Annotated in this window: 18 protein-coding genes, 1 other RNA gene and 1 pseudogene; 6 read left to right on the top strand and 14 right to left on the bottom strand. The window is 58.7% G+C overall.

The window, feature by feature from the left end:
* Positions 1-110: 110 nt before the first annotated feature.
* Positions 111-449, bottom strand: coding sequence for a YbaB/EbfC family nucleoid-associated protein (locus tag HX855_RS25760; protein ID WP_003193199.1), 339 nt, complete (start codon positions 447-449; stop codon positions 111-113).
* Positions 450-492: 43 nt separating this feature from the next.
* Positions 493-2,550 (bottom strand): DNA polymerase III subunit gamma/tau, encoded by a 2,058-nt coding sequence (gene dnaX, locus HX855_RS25755; protein WP_177084611.1) that lies wholly within the window; start codon positions 2,548-2,550, stop codon positions 493-495.
* A gap of 133 nt (positions 2,551-2,683) precedes the next feature.
* On the opposite strand from dnaX, the gene HX855_RS25750 reads away from it, so the two are divergent.
* Complete coding sequence (locus HX855_RS25750) at positions 2,684-3,433, top strand: ABC transporter substrate-binding protein (protein WP_177084609.1); 750 nt, start codon at positions 2,684-2,686, stop codon at positions 3,431-3,433.
* Between the two features lie 169 nt (positions 3,434-3,602).
* Here the strand turns inward: HX855_RS25750 and HX855_RS25745 are convergent, their stop codons facing one another.
* Positions 3,603-5,294 carry a bifunctional diguanylate cyclase/phosphodiesterase gene (locus HX855_RS25745; RefSeq protein WP_177084607.1) on the bottom strand — a complete coding sequence of 564 codons (1,692 nt, stop codon included), beginning with the start codon at positions 5,292-5,294 and terminating at the stop codon, positions 3,603-3,605.
* A 559-nt stretch (positions 5,295-5,853) separates the two neighbouring features.
* Here HX855_RS25745 and HX855_RS25740 point away from each other — a divergent pair.
* A complete protein-coding gene (locus HX855_RS25740; RefSeq protein WP_003219061.1) occupies positions 5,854-6,168 on the top strand; it encodes a helix-turn-helix domain-containing protein in 315 nt (104 codons plus the stop codon).
* A gap of 147 nt (positions 6,169-6,315) precedes the next feature.
* Positions 6,316-6,687, top strand: a complete 372-nt coding sequence (locus HX855_RS25735; RefSeq protein WP_177084605.1) for a VOC family protein — start codon at positions 6,316-6,318, stop codon at positions 6,685-6,687.
* Here HX855_RS25735 and HX855_RS25730 read toward each other — a convergent pair.
* Positions 6,601-7,569, bottom strand: a complete 969-nt coding sequence (locus tag HX855_RS25730) for a DMT family transporter (RefSeq protein WP_177084603.1) — start codon at positions 7,567-7,569, stop codon at positions 6,601-6,603. The two genes, HX855_RS25735 and HX855_RS25730, sit on opposite strands and share 87 nt — an antisense overlap.
* A 97-nt stretch (positions 7,570-7,666) precedes the next feature.
* On the opposite strand from HX855_RS25730, the gene HX855_RS25725 reads away from it, so the two are divergent.
* Positions 7,667-8,530 carry a LysR family transcriptional regulator gene (locus HX855_RS25725; protein ID WP_003219067.1) on the top strand — a complete coding sequence of 288 codons (864 nt, stop codon included), beginning with the start codon at positions 7,667-7,669 and terminating at the stop codon, positions 8,528-8,530.
* 61 nt (positions 8,531-8,591) lie between these two features.
* Entirely contained in the window at positions 8,592-9,503 is a 912-nt protein-coding gene (locus HX855_RS25720) for a DUF2167 domain-containing protein (protein ID WP_177084601.1), read from the top strand.
* 116 nt (positions 9,504-9,619) lie between these two features.
* On the opposite strand, the gene HX855_RS25715 is transcribed toward HX855_RS25720, so the two are convergent.
* From HX855_RS25715 to HX855_RS25700, 4 genes and pseudogenes are all read right to left on the bottom strand, one after another.
* Complete coding sequence (locus tag HX855_RS25715; RefSeq protein WP_177084599.1) at positions 9,620-10,228, bottom strand: hypothetical protein; 609 nt, start codon at positions 10,226-10,228, stop codon at positions 9,620-9,622.
* 1 nt (position 10,229) lies between these two features.
* Positions 10,230-10,769 (bottom strand): annotated as a pseudogene (locus tag HX855_RS25710) (N-acetylmuramidase domain-containing protein); the annotation flags it as partial.
* Positions 10,685-11,149 (bottom strand): restriction endonuclease, encoded by a 465-nt coding sequence (locus HX855_RS33940; protein ID WP_177084597.1) that lies wholly within the window; start codon positions 11,147-11,149, stop codon positions 10,685-10,687. The pseudogene HX855_RS25710 and the gene HX855_RS33940, both read right to left, overlap by 85 nt.
* A 524-nt stretch (positions 11,150-11,673) precedes the next feature.
* Positions 11,674-12,264, bottom strand: a complete 591-nt coding sequence (locus tag HX855_RS25700) for a DUF6338 family protein (RefSeq protein WP_177084596.1) — start codon at positions 12,262-12,264, stop codon at positions 11,674-11,676.
* 220 nt (positions 12,265-12,484) lie between these two features.
* Here HX855_RS25700 and HX855_RS33935 point away from each other — a divergent pair, with 220 nt between their 5' ends.
* Positions 12,485-12,712, top strand: a complete 228-nt coding sequence (locus HX855_RS33935) for an RNase H family protein (RefSeq protein ID WP_177084691.1) — start codon at positions 12,485-12,487, stop codon at positions 12,710-12,712.
* A gap of 299 nt (positions 12,713-13,011) precedes the next feature.
* Here HX855_RS33935 and HX855_RS33505 read toward each other — a convergent pair whose 3' ends face one another.
* The 6 genes from HX855_RS33505 to HX855_RS25665 all read right to left on the bottom strand — a co-directional run bounded on the left by HX855_RS33505 (position 13,012) and on the right by HX855_RS25665 (position 19,143).
* Positions 13,012-13,296 carry a hypothetical protein gene (locus tag HX855_RS33505; RefSeq protein WP_177084595.1) on the bottom strand — a complete coding sequence of 95 codons (285 nt, stop codon included), beginning with the start codon at positions 13,294-13,296 and terminating at the stop codon, positions 13,012-13,014.
* 187 nt (positions 13,297-13,483) lie between these two features.
* Positions 13,484-15,445, bottom strand: coding sequence for a hypothetical protein (locus HX855_RS25685; RefSeq protein WP_177084593.1), 1,962 nt, complete (start codon positions 15,443-15,445; stop codon positions 13,484-13,486).
* 40 nt (positions 15,446-15,485) lie between these two features.
* Positions 15,486-15,866 carry a hypothetical protein gene (locus HX855_RS25680; RefSeq protein ID WP_177084591.1) on the bottom strand — a complete coding sequence of 127 codons (381 nt, stop codon included), beginning with the start codon at positions 15,864-15,866 and terminating at the stop codon, positions 15,486-15,488.
* A gap of 322 nt (positions 15,867-16,188) precedes the next feature.
* Positions 16,189-17,379, bottom strand: a complete 1,191-nt coding sequence (locus tag HX855_RS25675; protein WP_309139796.1) for a tyrosine-type recombinase/integrase — start codon at positions 17,377-17,379, stop codon at positions 16,189-16,191.
* 295 nt (positions 17,380-17,674) lie between these two features.
* Positions 17,675-17,771: signal recognition particle sRNA small type (gene ffs, locus HX855_RS25670), an RNA gene on the bottom strand.
* 208 nt (positions 17,772-17,979) lie between these two features.
* Complete coding sequence (locus tag HX855_RS25665) at positions 17,980-19,143, bottom strand: putative zinc-binding metallopeptidase (protein WP_177084589.1); 1,164 nt, start codon at positions 19,141-19,143, stop codon at positions 17,980-17,982.
* Positions 19,144-19,287: the final 144 nt, after the last annotated feature.

The raw sequence follows: 19,287 nt of genomic DNA, 5'->3' as shown, positions 1-19,287 counted from the left end.
TTCAACGGTATAGGGTGCAGACAGCATTCAAGCGTTACGCGTTCGATCAGCTTACCCCCAAAAAAAATGCCAGGCACGGGGCCTGGCATTTTCGCTGAAGCGCTTGCCGATCAGAACGGCAGCTTCATACCCGGTGGCAATTGCATGCCAGCGGTCACGCCAGACATTTTGTCCTGGCTGTTGGCTTCGATCTTGCGCACGGCGTCGTTGACGGCCGCGGCAAACAGCGCCTCGAGCATTTCCAGGTCATCTTCGCCCACGCCAGGCAATACGCTTGGGTCGATGCTCACGCGCTTGATGTCGTGACGACCGGTCATCACCACGCTGACCATATCGCCACCGGCTTTACCGGTGACTTCGGCGTTGGCCAGTTCTTCCTGCATCTTGGCCATCTTTTCCTGCATCTGCTGCGCCTGCTTCATCAGGCCGGCCATGCCACCTTTCATCATGGGAATCACCTCAAAAGTACGTGGATCAATTATTGGCCCCGGCTTATGTCGCCTGGGGAACCGGGGCTTCTACAGGTTCAATAGTATCGTGACGCACCACCGCGCCAAACTGCTGCATCATCTGCTGGATGAGCGGATCACCCTGGATCGACTCTTCAGCCTCGCGCTGGCGGTTGACCCGGCGACGGGACGCCGCCTGGGCCGGGGTTTCCTGTTCGGGCTTGATCAGCTCGATGCTGATGGTCAGCGTGCGTCCGTGGAACTGGTTCAGGGCGTCGTTGAGCCGACGCTGCTGGGTCGCGTTGAACAGGGCGCTGTGGGCCGGGTCCAGGTGCAGCAACCAATGGTCGCCCTCCACCGCAATCAGCGTGCAGTTGGCGGCGATGCTGCCGGTCATGCCGGAAATCGGCAGTTTCGGGAACAGCTCGAGCCATTGCAGGGCCAGGCCGGTGGCCGGCATGGCTGCCGGTTCTGGCTCGGGCTCCGGGGCCGGCTCGGCGGTGTGTTCGCTGGCCAGGTCGTCCAGGTAGCTGTAGGCCGAGTCCATGTCCGGCTCGATGTAGTCTTCGTCCAGCGGCGGCTCGTCGTCGAGGTCGGTGCCCGGAGTCGCAGCATCCACTTGGGCGACAGTCGGCTCCGGCACCGGGGCCGACACCCACTCGGGTGCATCCGGCACCACGCTGTCGGGGGTTGGCGACGGCATCGGCGTCAATTCGGGCTGCTCGGCCGCGGTTTCCAGTACCGGCTCGACGGCAGGCTGCAGTTCCACCTCGGCTTCTACCGGGTCATTCCACGGCAGATCGACCTCGGGCACGGGCGCAGGCTCGATAACCGGCTCAGGCACGACCACAGGCGCCACAGCGTCGGCGACAACGGGCGCAGGCGCCGGTGCAACGGGCGCAGGCGGCGCAACCACTGGCGCGACAACAGCCGGGCCAGCCACTGGTTTGGCGGAATCAACTGTGGCCTGGCTGATCCCCACTGGCTTTAGCGGCTGTCTCGGCGCATCCGCCGTGTCGGCGGGCCTGAAGGCCAGCATCCGCAGCAGGACCATTTCGAAGCCGCCCCGCGGGTCGGGGGCCAACGGCAAGTCACGTCGGCCAATCAGGCCCATCTGGTAGTAGAACTGCACATCTTCGGCCGGCAACGCCTGGGCCAGGGCCAACACGCGGTCGCGGTCACCATGGCCGTTATCGACACCCTCCGGCAGGGCCTGGGCGATGGCGACGCGGTGCAGCACATTAAGGATTTCCGAGAGCACGCCATTCCAGTCCGGGCCTTGCTCGGACAGGTGACGCACAGCCTCCAGCAACGCCTTGGCGTCGCCTTCGATCAGTGCATGCAGCACATCGAACACCTGGCCGTGGTCCAGGGTGCCGAGCATCGCCCGCACATCGGCGGCCATGACCTTGCCTTCACCAAAGGCAATGGCCTGGTCGGTGAGGCTCATGGCGTCGCGCATCGAGCCGTCGGCGGCACGACCCAGCAGCCACAGGGCGTCGTCTTCGAACGGCACGTTCTCGACGCCCAGCACGTGGGTCAAATGCTCGACTACCCGTTCCGGGGTCATGTTTTTCAGGGAGAACTGCAGGCACCGCGACAAGATCGTTGCAGGAAGTTTCTGCGGGTCGGTGGTGGCCAGGATGAATTTGACGTAGGGCGGCGGCTCTTCCAGGGTTTTCAACAGGGCGTTGAACGAGTGGCTGGACAGCATGTGCACTTCGTCGATCAGGTAGACCTTGAAGCGGCCACGGCTCGGCGCGTACTGCACGTTGTCGAGCAGCTCGCGGGTGTCTTCGACCTTGGTGCGGCTCGCGGCGTCGATCTCGATCAGGTCGACAAAGCGCCCTTCGTCGATTTCCCGGCACACCGAGCACGTACCGCACGGCGTCGAGGTGATGCCGGTTTCACAGTTCAGGCACTTGGCAATGATGCGGGCAATGGTGGTCTTGCCCACGCCGCGGGTACCGGTGAACAGGTAGGCGTGGTGCAGCCGCTGGCTGTCCAAGGCATTGATCAGAGCCTTGAGCACATGGGTCTGGCCGACCATTTCGCGGAACGAGCGCGGACGCCATTTACGTGCAAGAACCTGATAACTCATCGAAAACCGTCGCAACTGGGAAGCGGAAGCGGGTAATGCTAGCGGAGCAAGGGGGAAATTGCATCCGGCACGCTCGTCTAATCTGACTAAGCTGTTCCCACCAAGCCTATAAAAGGCTGAACCCGGAGAGTTTATGCGCGCAGTCCTGGGCGCCTTGTGGATGATTGCCACGGTCACCCTGGCGGCCCCCGCACCTCTGCGATTCTCCATTTCCGACAGCTGGACCATGCCCATGGTGCAACTCGACCAGGGCCAGCCCACCCAGGGCATTTTGTATGACCTGATGTTGAGCCTGGCCACTCAGGTCGGGCGCCCCGCCAAATTCCATGTATTGCCCCGTGCGCGCATCGACACCGCCATGGAACGCGGGGATGTGGACGTGCGCTGCTACGTGACACCGGCGTGGCTGAACAACCTGTCGGGCGACTACACCTGGAGCATCCCGCTGCTGGTGCAGCGCAATGTGCTGGTGACGGGCCATGGGCCGCCGCCATCGGTGGGCCTGGACAGCCTTGCGCCGCAGCACATTGGCACCGTACTCGGTTACAGCTACCCCACGCTGGAGCCACGGTTCGCCAGCGGCCAGCTCAGCCGCGATGACAGCCGCAGTGAGGAGCAGGTGCTGCAGAAGCTGGCAGCCGGACGCTTCAAGTATGCGGTGATCAATGAATGGATTCTCGACCGCTTCAATCAGCAATTACCGCCCACACAGCGCCTGCATACGGTGGCCGTGATCGAGGAGCAACGCCTGGGCTGTTACGTGCGTAACGATCCGCAGGTGCCAGGGCAACAGATTTTGCGCACATTGCTGCGAATGAAAATGTCCGGCGAGATTGATCAAATCATCCAGCTGTACACCGGAGACAGCGCGCCCTCCCCTTAAGATCACCTGATTTAACTGTGGCGAGGGAGCGTTCTGTGGCGAGGGAGCTTGCTCCCGCTGGAGTGCGCAGCGCTCCCAAAGATCTTGGGGCCGCTACGCAGCCCAGCGGGAGCAAGCTCCCTCTCCACAACAAGCTCCCTCACCACGGCAAGCGCCCTCGCAGCAAATATCACTCAAGCTTTTGCCACTGAGCCGGCGGCCTGAACCCTTCCACCCAACCTGGCACCTCCACCGCCGGCATCGGCCGGGCGATGAAATAGCCCTGGGCCACTTCGCAACCCATGCGTATCAACAACTGCCCGTGTTCCAGGGTTTCCAGGCCTTCGGCGATCACTTCGCGGCCAAACGCCCGGGCCAGGCCGATGACCGCCTTGGTCAGCGCCAGGTCATCCTTGTCATGCAGGATGTCGCGCACAAATGACTTGTCGATCTTGATGGTCTGGGTCGGCAGGCGCTTGAGGTAGCTCAGGGAGGAATAGCCGGTGCCAAAATCATCCAGGGAGAACTGCACGCCCAGGGCCTGGCAGGCTTCCAGGTGCCGGGTAACGCGCTGGATATTGTCGATGGCCACCGATTCGGCGATTTCCAGATCCAGCCGGTGCGGCTCGACCTCCGGTTGCTGTGCCAGCAAAGCCTGCAGCCGCTCGACAAAATCCTCGCGCTGGAAATGCCGCGCCGCGATATTCACGCTCACCGACCACCAGTGGCCCTGCACCTGCCACTGATGCATCTGCCCCAGCACCTGGGCAATCACCCATTCGCCGATGTCGACAATCAGGTCGGTTTGCTCGATCAGCGGCAAAAAATCCCCCGGTTTCACCAGGCCGCGCTCGGGGTGTTGCCAGCGTAACAACGCTTCGAACCCCACCACCGTGCCACAACGCAAATTGACCTTGGGCTGGTAATGCAGGCACAACTGACCCGCCGCCAGGGCCTGGCGAATCTGCTCCACGGTCTGGTGGCTGGCCTTGACCTCCTGCTCCAGGGACACATCAAACAACTGGTAACGGTTGCGCCCGCTCTGCTTGGCCACGTACATCGCCTGGTCGGCATGACGCAGCAGGGTATCGGCGTCCTCGTCGTCCAGGGGAAACAGGGTCACGCCGATGCTGGCGAACACGTTCAGCTCGGCCCCCTGGATCGAGTAGGGCTCGGAGATTGCCTTGAGGATGCGCAGCAAGGCGGCGTTCAACTCGTCGATATCACGCACGTAACGCAGGATCAGTACAAATTCGTCACCGGCCAGCCGCGCCACCACATCCTCGCCCCGAATGATCTCCCGCAGGCGCGTGGCCACCTCCACCAGCAACAGATCACCGCAGGCATGCCCGTAGCCATCGTTGACCGCTTTGAAGCCGTCCAGGTCGAGCATGCACAGCGCCAGCGGGATGTCTTCGCTGCGGGAGAATTCCAGGGACTGGTTGAGCAGTTCGGACAGGTAGGCGCGGTTGGGCAAGCCGGTCAGCACGTCGTGGCCGACCCGCCATTGCAAGGTGTGCAGCAGTTGGCGCTTTTCGCTGACATCAAAGCGGATCGACACGTACTTCTGTACCTGCCCGGTCTGCTCATCCAGCAGCGGCACCATGGTGCTGTCCACCCAATACAGGGTGCCATCCTTGGCGCGGTTGCAGATCTCGCCACGCCACACGCGGCCTTCGCCGAGGGCCTGCCACATGCCCTGGAAGAACGTCACAGGGTGCAACCCCGAGCTCAGGATCCGGTGGTTTTGCCCCAGCAACTCGTCGCGGCCGTAGCCGGACATGCCGCAGAACTGGTCATTGACGTAAGTGATGCAACCCGCGAGGTCCGTCTCGGAGAAAATGGCGGCTGCATCCACGGCCCTGCGGTATTTCTCGTCCATGAGTCAGGCTCACTGGCTGTGGACGTCAGTCGCGGAAATTAGCCGTTGCGGCTCCCCAAAAGTCTGTTCAACAGCGGTGACCGGCAAGTTGAGACGCACGTTAAAGCTCCATGGACAGCATTCGATCGCTCTCTGGACCACCGGGCAGGCAGGACAGGCGGCTTCGTATTTCCAGTCGGGCTGCGCCGTCGATCGGCTGGTTGGCCGCAAAGGGACGCAAACCCACGATTGTGCACAGCGATTCATCATCCATTCAGTGATGATCAACTAGGCTTTAATTCGGGTATCCGGCACGTGAGGCGCAATGATGCATGGCACTGACGAGCGACATTTGAGTCCCTGCCAAGCGTCCGTTTTGTGGGCACATTTATGAGAGCAAGGAGAAAGCAATGATTTCCTGTTTCATAAACCTGCCTTCTGAAACGAGACCACCAAATACTTGTCCTAGATGCCGATTCTACGAATTACATCACATTTTGCAAGAAAAGGTGATGGTACGTGCGGTTGTCTAATTTTAAGATTTATCGTTAAGTTCTTGATTCTAAATGGGAATTGAGCGATGCACATTTCAAGTTTGGGTCCGGCCATCAGACGTTACCGCAAGGTCGCAGGGCTTACTCAGGCTGAACTAGGTGAAAAAACCGGTTTTGACCCTAAAACCATCAGCCGCTTCGAAACCGGCACCTATACACCCAGCGTCGAGGCTCTGTTCTTGTTCGCAGAGGCGCTGGGAGTGAAGCTGAAAGTCTTTTTCGCAGATTTGGTCGACGAAGAGGAACAGCGCGCTTACCTGTTCGGTGTCATTCACAAAGCCACCCCGAAGGATCTGGGAAAGCTGATCGCAGCGGTAGACCAGGCCTTGTCCAAGCCTTAAAGCTCGTAACACACGTGCACGCAATAAAAAGAGCAGACAGCGAGACTGTCTGCTCTTTGCTGGATGACTCCTGACATGAACTGACAGGACAGCCCCTTAGACTAGGGACTGAGCCGCGCCATTGCTGCGCATTACCAGGGAGTCATCATGAATAGCCTTGCCCATTACTTTTTGTTGTACGTCGACAGCCCGGCCACCAGCGCCAACCTCTATAGCCGCCTGCTGGATAAACCGCCTGTGGAACTGGGGCCGACCTTTGCCCTGTTCGTCCTCGACAACGGCGTGAAACTCGGCCTGTGGTCCCGCCACACCGTGGAGCCCGCGGCCCAGGCCACGGTCGGCGGTGGCGAAGTGGGATTCTGCGTCGCGGATGTAGCAACGGTCGATGAACTGCAAGCGCGCTGGGCGGACCTGGGGCTGAGCATCATCCAGTCACCGGTCGAGGCGGACTTCGGCTACACCTTTGTCGCCCAAGACCCCGACGGTCACCGTCTGCGGGTGTTCAGCGTGAACCCGTAGTGGCTTGCGGCGCCAGCGCCCTTCCAGGCTGATGGCGCCGACACTGGCCAGCACGATCAGGCCACCCAGCACCACGCGCATCGACACCGCCTCCCCCAGCAGCGTGGCGGCCATCACCATCGCCACGGGCGGCACCAGGTACAACGCCACCGAGGCGCGGCTGACCTCGACATGTCGCAACACATAAGCCCAGGCCAGGTACGCCAGGGCACTGGGGAACACCCCGAGCAACAACACCGCGAGGTTGGCCTGGGTTGATGCCTGTGACACCGTCGCCGGCAACCCCGGCAAATAGACACACAGCAGCAAGGTGCCCGACCACACGGTGTAGCACACCGTGGTCAGCGGGCTGTAGCGCCGGGAATAGTGTTTCTGGATCGTGAAGTAAAGGCTCCACGAGAGCGCCGCCACCAGGATCATCAAGCCGCGGGGGTCGATCTCGCCCAGGCCATGTTCACCCCAGATCACCACCAGCACCCCGCTCAACCCCAGCAACACACACCCCCAGCGCCAGCCGGTGACCCGCTCCTTCAACCCGAAAAACGCCACCAACACCGTAAACAGTGGCACGGATTGCGCCAGCACACTGGACGCGGCAGCCGTGACAAATTGCTGCCCGAAGTTGATGGTCAGGTGGTGCAGGAAAATCCCGAAAAACCCCAACACCAACAGCCACGGCAGGTCTTGCAAACGCGGCCGCTCGATCTTCCCCACCAGCGCCACACCCGCCATCAACACCGACGCAATCAGAAACCGCCCCAGGGCCAACTGGCCCGGGCTGTAGCTGTGCAAGGCCAGATGAATGCCAATGGGCGAATACGCCCAACAGAGGATGACGCTGGCAGTGACTAGCGTAAGCTTTACAGGTGACGGGGCTTTCATGAACGGCGTCCAGCAGTGGGAATGCCATCAGTCTTGGCCCCGGCAAGACGCAGGACAATTAACCGTTTCTGACTTCTGTAATCACTGGAACTGAGCGATGGAACTGGCCCAACTGAAAATGGTGAAAGCCGTGGCGCAAACCGGCAGCGTGGCCCAGGCCGCCCTGCAATTGCACTGTGTGCCCTCCAACATCACCACGCGCATCAAGCAACTGGAAAGCGAGTTGGGCACCCCGCTGTTCATTCGTGCCGGGCGCGGGTTAGCCATCAGTGCCGCCGGAGAAGTGTTTCTCGACTACTGCGAGCGCATCCTGGCGCTGGTGGAAGAGTCCAAGCGCGCCGTCGACAGCAACGCCATTCCCCGCGGCAAACTGCGTATCGGCGCGGTGGAGTCCAGCGCCAGTGGCCGCCTGCCGCCGTTGTTGGCTGAATACCATCGACGTTATCCACAGGTGGAGTTGGAGTTGGTAACGGGCGCCTGGGCTCAACTACTTGATGACCTGCAACACCACCGCATCGATGCCGCGCTGGTGGCCGCCGGCGGCAAACGCCCGAAGCTCGAGCAAAGTGTGGTCTACAGCGAGCGCCTGGTGCTGATCACCAGTGCTTCCAGCGCGCCAATCGAGGATGCCCGTGACCTGGCCGGCCGCACGTTGCTGGTCTGGCCGCCCGGCTGCCCGTACCGCGCCGCCCTGGAAAACTGGCTCAAGCCCCACGACATCAAGCCGGCCATCGCCAGCTATGCCAGTTGGGGCACGATCATTGGCTGCGTCAGCGCGGGGATTGGCGTGGCACTGGCGCCGGAAGGCATCCTGGCGCGCTACGAGCAGGCCAACCAATTGACGTCCTATCGTTTCGACGAATTGGCGGCGGTGGACAACCTGCTGTTCTGGCACAAGGACACCCAACGCCACCTGGCGCGGGACGCATTTGCAGGGCTGCTGCGGGAAACATTCGGCTAACCCGTTGCAACATGTTTCAGTTATCCTCCCGCGAAATTAATTCAAATTGTAAGGGACTACCATGAATTACTTCCGCTTGTTGCTGGCGGCGGCCGCCCTGAGCCTGCCTGTCGCACCCGCTGTTGCTGCCGCCAAGCCAGCACCTGTTGAAACTGCCGCCCCCGCCGAAGCCCCCGAAACCGCCGAACACTTTCTCGGTTCGCTCAAGCAGAAGACCGGCACGGTCACCCTGCCCGGCGACATCGCCACCCTCAAGCTCAACGACGAGTTCTACTACCTCGACCCCGCCGACACCGAGCGCCTGCTGACCGATGGCTGGGGCAACCCGCCGGGCCTCAAGACCCTGGGCATGATCGTGCCTAAAGCCGTCAGCCCCTTGTCGGAGCGCGGCTGGGGCGTGATCGTCAGCTACAAGGCTGACGGGCACATTTCTGACGAAGACGCCGCGAAAATCGACTACACCGAACTGCTCAAGCAAATGCAGGAAGAAGACGTCGAAGACAACAAGGCGCGCCAGAAACAGGGTTACGCAGGCCTGCACCTGCTGGGCTGGGCCGAGCCGCCGCACTACGACGACACCACCCACAAGATGTACTGGGCCCGTGAACTGAAAGCCGACGACGCCAAGCAGACCACCCTCAACTACAGCATCCGCGTGCTGGGCCGTGAAGGTGTGCTGGAGCTCAACGCCGTCGCCGGGATGTCAGATCTGGCCACCATCAAGCAGGAGTTGCCTAAGGTCCTGGCGTTTACCAACTTCACCGATGGCAACCTGTACACCGACTTCAACCCCAAGACTGACAAACTCGCGACCTACGGCCTCGCGGCACTCGTGGCCGGCGGGATCGCCGCCAAGGCCGGGTTGTTTGCCAAGATCGGCATCTTCCTGCTGGCAGCGAAGAAGTTCCTGGTCATAGGTGTAGTGGCGCTGCTCGCCGGTGTCCGCAAGCTGTTCAACCGCAACAAGGCCTGAATACTGAGAGCAGCAAGGCGGGACGCAGAGCGTCCCAGGCTGCATTCCCACGTAGAGCGAGGGAACGATCAAAAAGGCCGCGGCGTGCCTGGCACACCGAGGCGCGGGGAACCTCTTCAGCCTTTAGGGGCCAAGCTGGCGTACTGGTCCTGGCTGATCCAGCCCTTGGAAGAGCGACCTTCAGCATTGATGAACTCGACCTGGGCCCAGCCATCCTTGAAGGCCAGCACCGCGACCACATCGTCCTTGACCACGTAGGCACGATGACTGGCCTTGGCGTCCGGGGTCTTCTGCAGGAAGGCCTTGTCGGACGAAACGGTCACCAGGCCAATCCACTTTTTGGCGGCCGTCTGGGTCAAGTCCAGGCCGGTGGCAATTTCGGGCATCAACACACTGATGCAGCCGGGATGTTCGCGGCCCTTCTCCACAGTCAGCGTCACACCGTCCGACGACGCGGCAACAGTGCCCGGGTAGGTCGCATCCAGCCACGTGGATACCGACGCCTTCGCGCCATCGACCTGGCCCTGCAGGAAGAACGTGCACGTACGAGTCACGCCCTCGCCCATCGCTTCAGCATAAAAACCCTCCACCTGATGCGCAGGCGTCACGGCCAGCATCAGCCCTTCGTACGTGCCCGAATGCAACGTGGCGGCAAACGCAGGCGTTCCCACAACACAAATAAAAGAGGCAACCCACAACCGGGACAGGCAACGTTTGAACGGCATACTATTTTTTCCCTTCAAGTGCTTCGTAGGCTTTTTTGATGCGTTGGTCATAGTCGTCATAATCCTTGCCGTTATAGTTCAGCGCCATGGCGGCGTAATCCTTGTTCTTCATGGCCTTGACCCGTGCCGGGCTCTGGCTGCAAAAACCGAGGAAAGCCTTTAGTTGATGCCCGGCATTAATCTTCATGGCCACGACAAACTCAAACACCGTTTTATAACCGCATGCCGTGAGGTGGGAGCCCATTATCTGAAACATGCCCCAGGAGGCGGGCTTCAAGGCCGCTTCCTGTTCCAGTGCAAAGGCGGTGGCCATGGTCTCCCAGGCCTTGACCTGGTCCTTGTTATTGGCCTTCCACTGGGGGCCGGCCTTCTTCACGTAGGGGTACGACAACAGCGGGTGGGTCTGATCGTATTTATTCTTGGTGTACTTGCGAAAGTGATGTCCTTCAAAGGCAATCACCGGCAACTTGGCCGGCCCAAAGCCGGAGCGCCCGCCCGACTCCACCGTGGCGAAGGTTTTGATGATATTGACGGAGATACCCAAGAGCTAAACTCTTCCGGAGTAAGCCCTCTCACCGTTCTAGTGCTAATCCTGAACGTACGCGCCATCGCCAAGGCATCGGCCGTGAATCCTGTAGTGGAAACAGCCGTGACCACATCAAACCTAAATCCTTGTTTGCGTCCCATTAACTGCTGAACCCAGCTACTTGGGGCAGGCCCCTCCGAAGGACGGTCAGGGCACTCAATCAACCACTTGAGATTCAAAGAGCCGACACGTCCTTGAAGCACAATGTCGAACTCTCCTCCTCCGACCTCAGCACCACGTGTCCGAAGTTTTTGAACTACTTCAAATCCGTTGGGCACCAAGGTCGATTCGATCCAAGCGACCAAGTTTTTAAGGTGTTTTCCATCTGAAGACATTTCATCACCTCGGCGAACGCCGCTACGTCGAATTATCGTGCACTCGCCTACCCACTGGGCTTGTCCCCTAAGCTAGTTTTGGGGTGAGAAATTCGCGCGTGATTGAATGGTATGGCACGTAAATACATCCCCCCGGTGGGGGGAGGCGCCTGAAAACCTTCACTTTGGAGTTTTCACGGGTTTAGGAGCAGGTGGAGGGGCTTTGGGAGGCATGGCTGGTCTGCTACCCGCAACCATCACCGGGCTGACGCCATCAAACACGGGAACTCTATTTTTCTTATCGTCGCTCATGCAGGATCTCCTACTTTTGCGCTGGTTTGGGTGGAGCCTTCGGAGGCGCCGAGGGTCGAATTGATGTAGGCGCCGAAGGCTTGTTCACCCCGTTTGTCGCGGGGCTTTTAGGGGGGCTGGATATGCCTCTCTTTTCCATTTCATTTCCTCATCTATCTAAGGCTTTGGGCGGGCATGAGAAAGTACACAAGGGCGCTAGGCCATCGAACGGCGTATGACATTTCTGTGGGGCCCTACTCCATGAACTCAACCATCAGTACATCGGTATTGCAGATCAAGTAACTTTCAACGCCGACCACGTCAACCCATTGGTCATTCGCATCCACCCAAGAAGGCTGGGTGATTAAGAAGTGGCCATCTTTTGGAGAAGCCGGCCAAGCTGAAGGGTATCCAAACAGACGCCTTCCATCCAGCAACGTCAACACGATGTTCTTGCCCTCACGCCTTCTGAAAGTAAAGATCCATTCGGAGTTCGACGCCCTCGACGTAAGTCCCAACCAACGGGCAAATCTGTAGAAATGGTCGTGGTTTGAAGCATAGGCAAGGAGAAGGCCTATACCCACCGCCAGCCCTACTCCCCACGAGCTTTCTACCGTAGGGCTCCATGGCGAGAATATGGGGTACTTTTCCCCGACAAACTCCAGGGCTATGCGAACGCAAGCCACTAACAGGGTGATGATGCCAGTACCAACGAGCGCTTGAATCGTCCTTTCAAATTGGCCCGGCGTCTTCACGTCTGCCAACCAATAAAACATCATCGTCGTGATGAATCCCGGAATGAGCATTTGAACCAGCGGAATGATTTTGGTAGCTAAGTCTTCCATTGCAACTGCTCTTTAAACCATTGACCAGAAATTTACCCGACGAACCATTAAATTGCCATCACCTCGACGGCACCAAATTCATGTCGCAACATCCACAAGGATCTGCGGCCTGCGTGCAGCTATCAGCGCTCCCTTGGAGGCACTGAAGCGGTGCAACAAGCCAATGCCTATCACGCTCTACAGCGACTCCCAGCTTGTGGTCAAAGGGGCAAACTAATGGCTGCCCAACTGGAAAGCCAAGGGCTGGAAGAACAGTAACAAGAAGCCTGTTGAGCACCGCGAACTATGGGAGCAAATCGACCAGTTTATACAGCAACGGGAGGTGACGTTCATTTGGGTCGGAGGTCATACCGGCAACCCAGGCAACGAGGAAGCTGACACCCTGGCCTGCCGGGGAGCTAATGGCGAGCGCGTTTATGAACTGACTATGGCTAGCGCTCAAACGTAAGAAACAGAAAGGGTGGATGGCCGTGAGTGTCCACTCCGCTGTCGTTTTCCTCTCATCGGCCAACCAGTTGGCCTACAGCTTCACGGCCGACAGCGACTGAAGGAATTGGGCGATGTTCGCCTGTACCGATCTATTGAGCGATTCCTTGAGCCGAACCAGTCCGGAAAACGCGTATCCAGGTGGAACAGTCCCCTCCGTGTAGATTTCTTTTTCAAACAGAGTCTTCCCTGTACGGCGACTCACAACGGTGTAGCGCGCACGCGCGGGCGTGACCATGGTGATGCCTCCGGCCGGGGGATCTAGATGTTGACCTTGTCCGGGGCGTCGTCGCTGAACACCCCAGCCTTGTCTATCGCTTCCACCAGCGACTTCTCCCACAGGATGGGGAAACCTTCGCCGTAGGTTGGAATGTCGCCCTTGACTTCGCTGGGAAGGCCATAGGAAACCGAAACAGCCTTGAGTTCTACTGCTTGCTGGGTAGTGGCCCGCTGGACGCCTGGAACTGAGAAATTCGTCGGCGGCGCTGTGACGCAGCCAGTTAGTGTCGCTCCCAGTACGGCGAATAGTGTGATTCTCTTGAGCATATAGAAGTCCCTTTCATAGTGGCGCGGATGATACCGATACATTTCGGGCACGTCCTACATCAATGGGCATGGCACAGCCGACATAGAGCAGGTTCGCAAAAGCATTGACCTGGACCTCCCCGTGACCTCCTCCCTGGAGGTGCTGATTTACATGCAGCAACTTATGCGCCGTCTAAGATGAATTCAATCAGTAGCCATGTGACTCGCGGAATCCCTGATAATTGTGATACTCAATCCATTCCACCACATCGTAAGGAACGTAAAGCTGGTGCTTTGCGCGAGAGATTGCGATGTACACAGCACAGATCCTCTGATCGAACTCATAGGCATCCTTGAACTTCACGTTGGTGAGCAACTCGGGCGTCAGCAGAACTCGATTGAACTCCATCCCCCCCGCCTCTTCCGCCATCATCAACATGCAGCGTTTACCAGAGCGACCGACCATCCTGTTCAATCGGGTCAAATCAGCAACTTTAAAGCCTTTTTCCAGCTCGGCCTCCACCCATAGAAACGACTCATCGAACAGGTTGGCATCTCGCACATGCTTCCAGTCGGGCATATCGCTGAAGTACGGGTGCGGTCCCGTTTCACTGTACTCGGGATTATAGAAATCCGGCTTGAACAGTGCGATAGCAGTGCTCATGAAATGCCTAATATTGTCTTGTGCCTTTTTGTCCGACAAACTGAACGCGCAGTTGGAGTCGTGCAAATGAATGGCCCACTTTGCCGTATCCCAAGGGGACGCCGTCAGCACCACACAACCTTCAGGCGGCACGAAGCCTTCGGGGAACATTTCGATACCTACATCAGCATTACGAGCACCTTCGAAGGGGACCTTACTCTTCTGAGTATGTAGGAGTATCAAAGGATTGAGCAGCCGCTCGACATTGCGCCCTGAGCGCACGGAGTAGCTGACATTACTTTGCCGAACCTCACGCTTTCTTTGAACCTGCACACCGCCTGCTTGCTGGTATTCATCTCCCAGGGTTATCAGCACCTGACGCCCCCGCTCGATAATCTGCAATAGCGACTCGGGAACATCCTGACTTTCGTCAATGAGTACGTGTGTATAGCGAGCAGGCACCACGCAGCCCGCGAGGCTCGCCCGCTTTATCAATAGCAATGCCTCGAACCCGGTCTGGCTGCCCCAACCTGGGTTTGCCTCAAGGTAACCCCACAGCCGGCTCGAATACTCAAGAAGCACCTTGGCATCTAGGCTAGACAAGGGTTGCTTGAAATGAGGCAGATGCTTGGCCGACAGACTATGTCCCCTGGAGCGACAAAAGCGTTCTATCACCTTAAGGCAAACATCAACGGTCGCTTGCGAATCATGGCTATGAAAACCGAGGATATTCAGTTCCTGCGCCACCTTCTGCTTGCCGGGGATTCTGGCGGGCGTAGTTGCGGGTTGAGCCCTAGGAACATGCAGTAGCCTCTGCGCAAAGTTCCCGAACGTCCAACCTGCTTTCCTGTCACGCGTTCCTCCCATGCGCTCACAAAGGGCTTCTAGCTTTCCAGACGTGTGCGCCAGTAATAACGTTTTTTCTGGCCGCAGATACTCCATCAAGGCACCGAGCATGTGACTCTTGCCTATCCCCGCGTACCCCTGAACATGCAGGTCTTCGTCCAAATTTGCGCGAAAAATCCTGACCAACTTGTCTTGCGCAGCGCTCAGCCAACGCTCACGGTGTATGGGTGTAACCACCTGCTCGCTGAATGGGTCGTTGCTTCTACGATGGCGAACCTTGTACGCGACATCCCACTTACCATCTGGCAGCAGGTAATCCTTCGCCGATACTTCATCTCCTAGAAGAAAGCGCAAATTCAAGTCTTTGAGGGCGTTCAGACCGAAGTACAACTTCCGTGGATCGAACAACCGCTGCGCTTCTGATAACAACCCTGAAGACCCTGAATGTCGGGAGTCGACCGCCCATGCAATGAGTTTGGACAACACTGTCTCAGCCGCACCAGAATTGAGGTCTTTTTCTGCTGCCTGAGCCAGATTCTGGATGACCAACATCGCCGCCAGTTCCGGATCAGTCATGGCGTTAAGTGCACTTACACCCTGGATAGCCAACAAGCCAGCACAGGTTTCCTCCGTGATGGGCAAGAACACAGGGCCAGATAAATCAAAATGTTCCGGGAGCATAAAACCTCATAGACAAGAAAAAACAGGACGCATCACAAGATCAGTCCCGGTCATGGTCTTCGCTCATATCAGGGTCATCCTCTTCATCTTCCTCATCGGAATCCAGGGCCCAAGGTGCAAGACTCTCAACTCCACGCCTGACATTATTCTGAATGGGCAAAGCACTGCGGATGTCTTTGAGCCAGCCCAACTCAACCAACCTAGAGCGCACCAAAGAAATAGGCGCACCGAGGCTGATACTTAAATCCACGAGTAATTGTTGCGCGATGCAGATGTTGTCATGCTGGTGGTCAATATAGATGATCCCATGCCCGCGCCACTTGACGTCATGGTGCTTAAGCAGCGGAACCAAATGGTCAGCTAAGTTTTCGGCCGCCATCCATTGCCATTGCTCACCCTTTTCTTCGCTTGCGTCGGCCATTACTGGGCCCTCCCTTGAAATCGAGCCGGAAGCAATAAATAGCTATCCAGCGCGCCCGACACACCTACGAAGTCGACCCTATGCTCACCCATCAAAACAGCCCCCATTACATCGACCTGTCTTTGAAACCCGCTGGCAGTCATTTCGAACAGCCCATGCTCGTCCCATCAACACTATACGCCAAGTTCAAGGCCATCCCGTTCGACGGAATGTTCAACAAAAGTTGTAATCCCGGGTCGGCGCTCTGGAAGCTAGCCGATGACAGCAAGGGCACCTGTCATAACACACAAATGCATTTGCGCAGTAACCGACCCAAAGTGCTCTAGAACGACTCAAGGGTCACCAACTCAATTACAGGCGCCAATACGTCCGGCCTGAAGTCCTTCCCATAGCGACCAAATGTGATCCCGCCGGCCTGATGCCCCAACACGCCACCGACAAGTGCCTCAACTATCCCTTTTTGTTTGAGGTGGTCAGCCAAGGTATGGCGGAAGCTGTGAAAGTCCTTCTTGGAAGAGTCATCGCGGAAGCCTAACTGCTCACGTACCCGAGTAAACCACTTCGACGGCGCGGCACTGTAACCGTGCTTCTTATGGCAAGTCAGCTCCGGGAACACACGCTCGTTGCCCGCCTCTTTCACCTTCGTCACGTACTCTAGGAAACCCAATGCCAAAAGCTTGGAATGGATCGGCACAAGTCGCTCGGATGACGGCGTCTTTAGCTTCTGGTCCGGCCTCGTAGCCCGTATGTGGATGCAGGCAATACCGTCGATGGTCACCACGTCGTTAGTGTAAAGCTGGCACAGTTCGTTGAGCCTGGCCCCCGTATAGAGCCCCAGGACAGGGAGCCAGTATTGATTTGGTTTACCCCCATGGGCCGGCGCATACGTGGCTGTGTAAAACAAAGCCTTCAGGTCCTCGGCACTGAAAGCACTTCGTTCCTCGCTGACCTTGCGCCGAATACGCACACGCAGACCATCGAACGGATTGCGACTGCAATAGCCCTCCCTGACCGCGTACGAAAAGAAGGTCGTCAAGTTCTTCACGTAGTTGTTGAAGGTCGTCACGCTGATGGTCGTGGTCGCCTCCGCAATCGACTGTTCAAGGGGCTGGTCCGGCAACTGGTGCAAGCGCGGCGGAAGCTTCAGCGCCGTCTCCCGGAAAAGGTGGGCGTCCTTTCGGGTTATCTGGTCGATGGGCATGTCACCGATGATTCGGGTCAGCAGCACGGCTACCGCACGCTTGTCGTCTAGCGACTTGACCGCGACGCCTTCCCGGCGCTGCTGGACCAGTTGTTCGTCGACCACCGCAAGGAAGCCAAGCGATTGCTGTACCGACTCTTTTGCTATCACGGAAGGCGGGGCTGTGGGGGCCTGGAAGGTGACTGGGGGCGCTTCCCGCAAGACTTCAGGCGATGGCATGACGACGCCAAGCAACTGCTGCTGACGCAGCCACGACGCCCAACACGCAAGACGCTTGCCGCCTGCCTCCCAGGCACCACGCAGAAGCTCCACAGAGGGTCTACTCCCCTGGAACGCTTGCGTGAACAGCCCTTGGACCTGGGCCAGAATGTCACGCCCACGAATCAGCGCCTCCCGCTTGCAACGAGTTTGCAGGGAGCGACGAATTTTTTTTGGGGGAATAACGGGCGAATGACATCCGGCACCACGATTCGGAAGTAGTAGACCGAGTCGCGGGACAGCAAAAGGTAGGACGGGATGGTCGACACGGATGTATCACTCCTTGTACCATCGCGTGGCAAAGGGTGAAAAACCGTTAATAATCAATCACTTAGATGATTGGAGGCAACCCCACCAGCCACACCCCGGCACACAATGTTCCCGCTGTGGCTGCTGCCTTCCGGCTCTGACCAGGTTCACGGGTAATCGTTGCGGGGGGACCGATGGGGTCACCATAACGACGCTGGCCTCTCGGCAAGCCGCGCCATTGTACCGATCTCATCGGAAGTTACAACCGTTCACGCGGGATTAAAAACATCTGATGGTTCAAGTACTTGGCTGTAGGAGCAAGCTTGCTCGCGAAGACCGCAAAGACGCCGCGTTCATTCCACATAGGCACGTCATCGTTGACGACCCTCGCGAGCAAGCTTGCTCCTACAAAAGCACGACCTCATCCGCCCTGCCGCCCTCTTGCTGGATCACCAGGTGAATGAAGTGCAGCTTGGCAATCACCGCCGGCGGCAGGACGAACGGGTAGAAATCCGGCTGGCCCATGCTGCGGGACAGTTCGTTGAGCATGCCGGCCAGTTCGATCCACGCATTGACGAAGGACAGGAACTCCGCACCGCCAGGATGTTCAGGGTCATACAGTGTGCTGACGGGAAACGGCTGGTAATCCAGGTCCATCTCCCGGGCGCTCATGCCAAAGCCCAGGGCGGTGTCCACGGCGTCCATCATGTGCAGGTAATGCGCCCAGGTTTCCGCCCAGTCTTCCCACGGGTGCATGGTGGCGTAGGCGCTGACGCAGGTTTGCTGCCAGTCCGGGCGCGGGCCGTTCTGGTAGTGCTGCTCAAGGGCGTCGGCGTAGCTGGCGCGCTCGTCGCCAAACACTGCGCGGAACGGCTCCAGCCAATGGCTGTTGGCGATCAGGCGGTCCCAGTAGTAGTGGCCGACCTCATGGCGAAAATGGCCGAGCAAGGTGCGGTAAGGCTCGCGCATCTGTACGCGAATTTTCTCGCGGTGGGCGTCGTCGGCTTCCTTGATGTCGAGGGTGATCAGGCCATTGGCGTGGCCGGTGGTGGGCGCGTTGCCTTCCAGGTCGATGCCGACGAAATCGAAGGCCAGGCCGGTGTCGTCATCGACAGTCTTGGAGATGACCTGCAAGCCCAGGCTGATGAGTTGCGCCACCAGGCGACGCTTGGCGGTTTCCACCTTGCGCCAGCGGTCGGAGTTTTCGGGGATCGACAGGTCGGGAATGGTGCGGTTCAGGCTGCAGGCCACGCATAAGGTCTGGCCATTGTCGGCAGGCAGCAACCAGTTGCAGGCGGCGGGTGTGTCGAGGTTGGCGCAGCGGCGAAACGCGCCGGCTTGCGGGTCGGCGTCCAGCAGCCAGGTATCGGCGTACGGCCCGGGTTGCAGCGATGACAGGCGGCTCTGCTCCGGCTGATAGCCCAGCAGCGCCGAACAGGCCAGGCACTGGCTGTTGCGAAAGAACAGCGACTGCCCACAGCGGCACTGCCAGACCTTGCTGTTGCGCGAGGTCTCGGCCATGAACGGTGCGGCAATGCGCGAACTGAGTTGTTCGAAAAAGCGGTACATGGCGATCTCTCCCTGGGCTGCCCAAGACTAGATCATGGTTACGCGCTGATCGTTCCAGTTTTTTACGGGTGGCCTGTTACTTGTGGCGAGGGGCTATTGTGGCGAGGGGGCTTGTCCCCCGTTGGGGGGTGTCAGAAATTTTGT

Origin of the sequence: Pseudomonas sp. IPO3778, assembly GCF_013386825.1 — a bacterium.
In the GTDB taxonomy this organism is placed as follows: Bacteria; Pseudomonadota; Gammaproteobacteria; order Pseudomonadales; family Pseudomonadaceae; genus Aquipseudomonas.
Note: the sequence above shows the minus strand (reverse complement) of the source record. Positions and strands in the feature narration are given on the sequence as shown.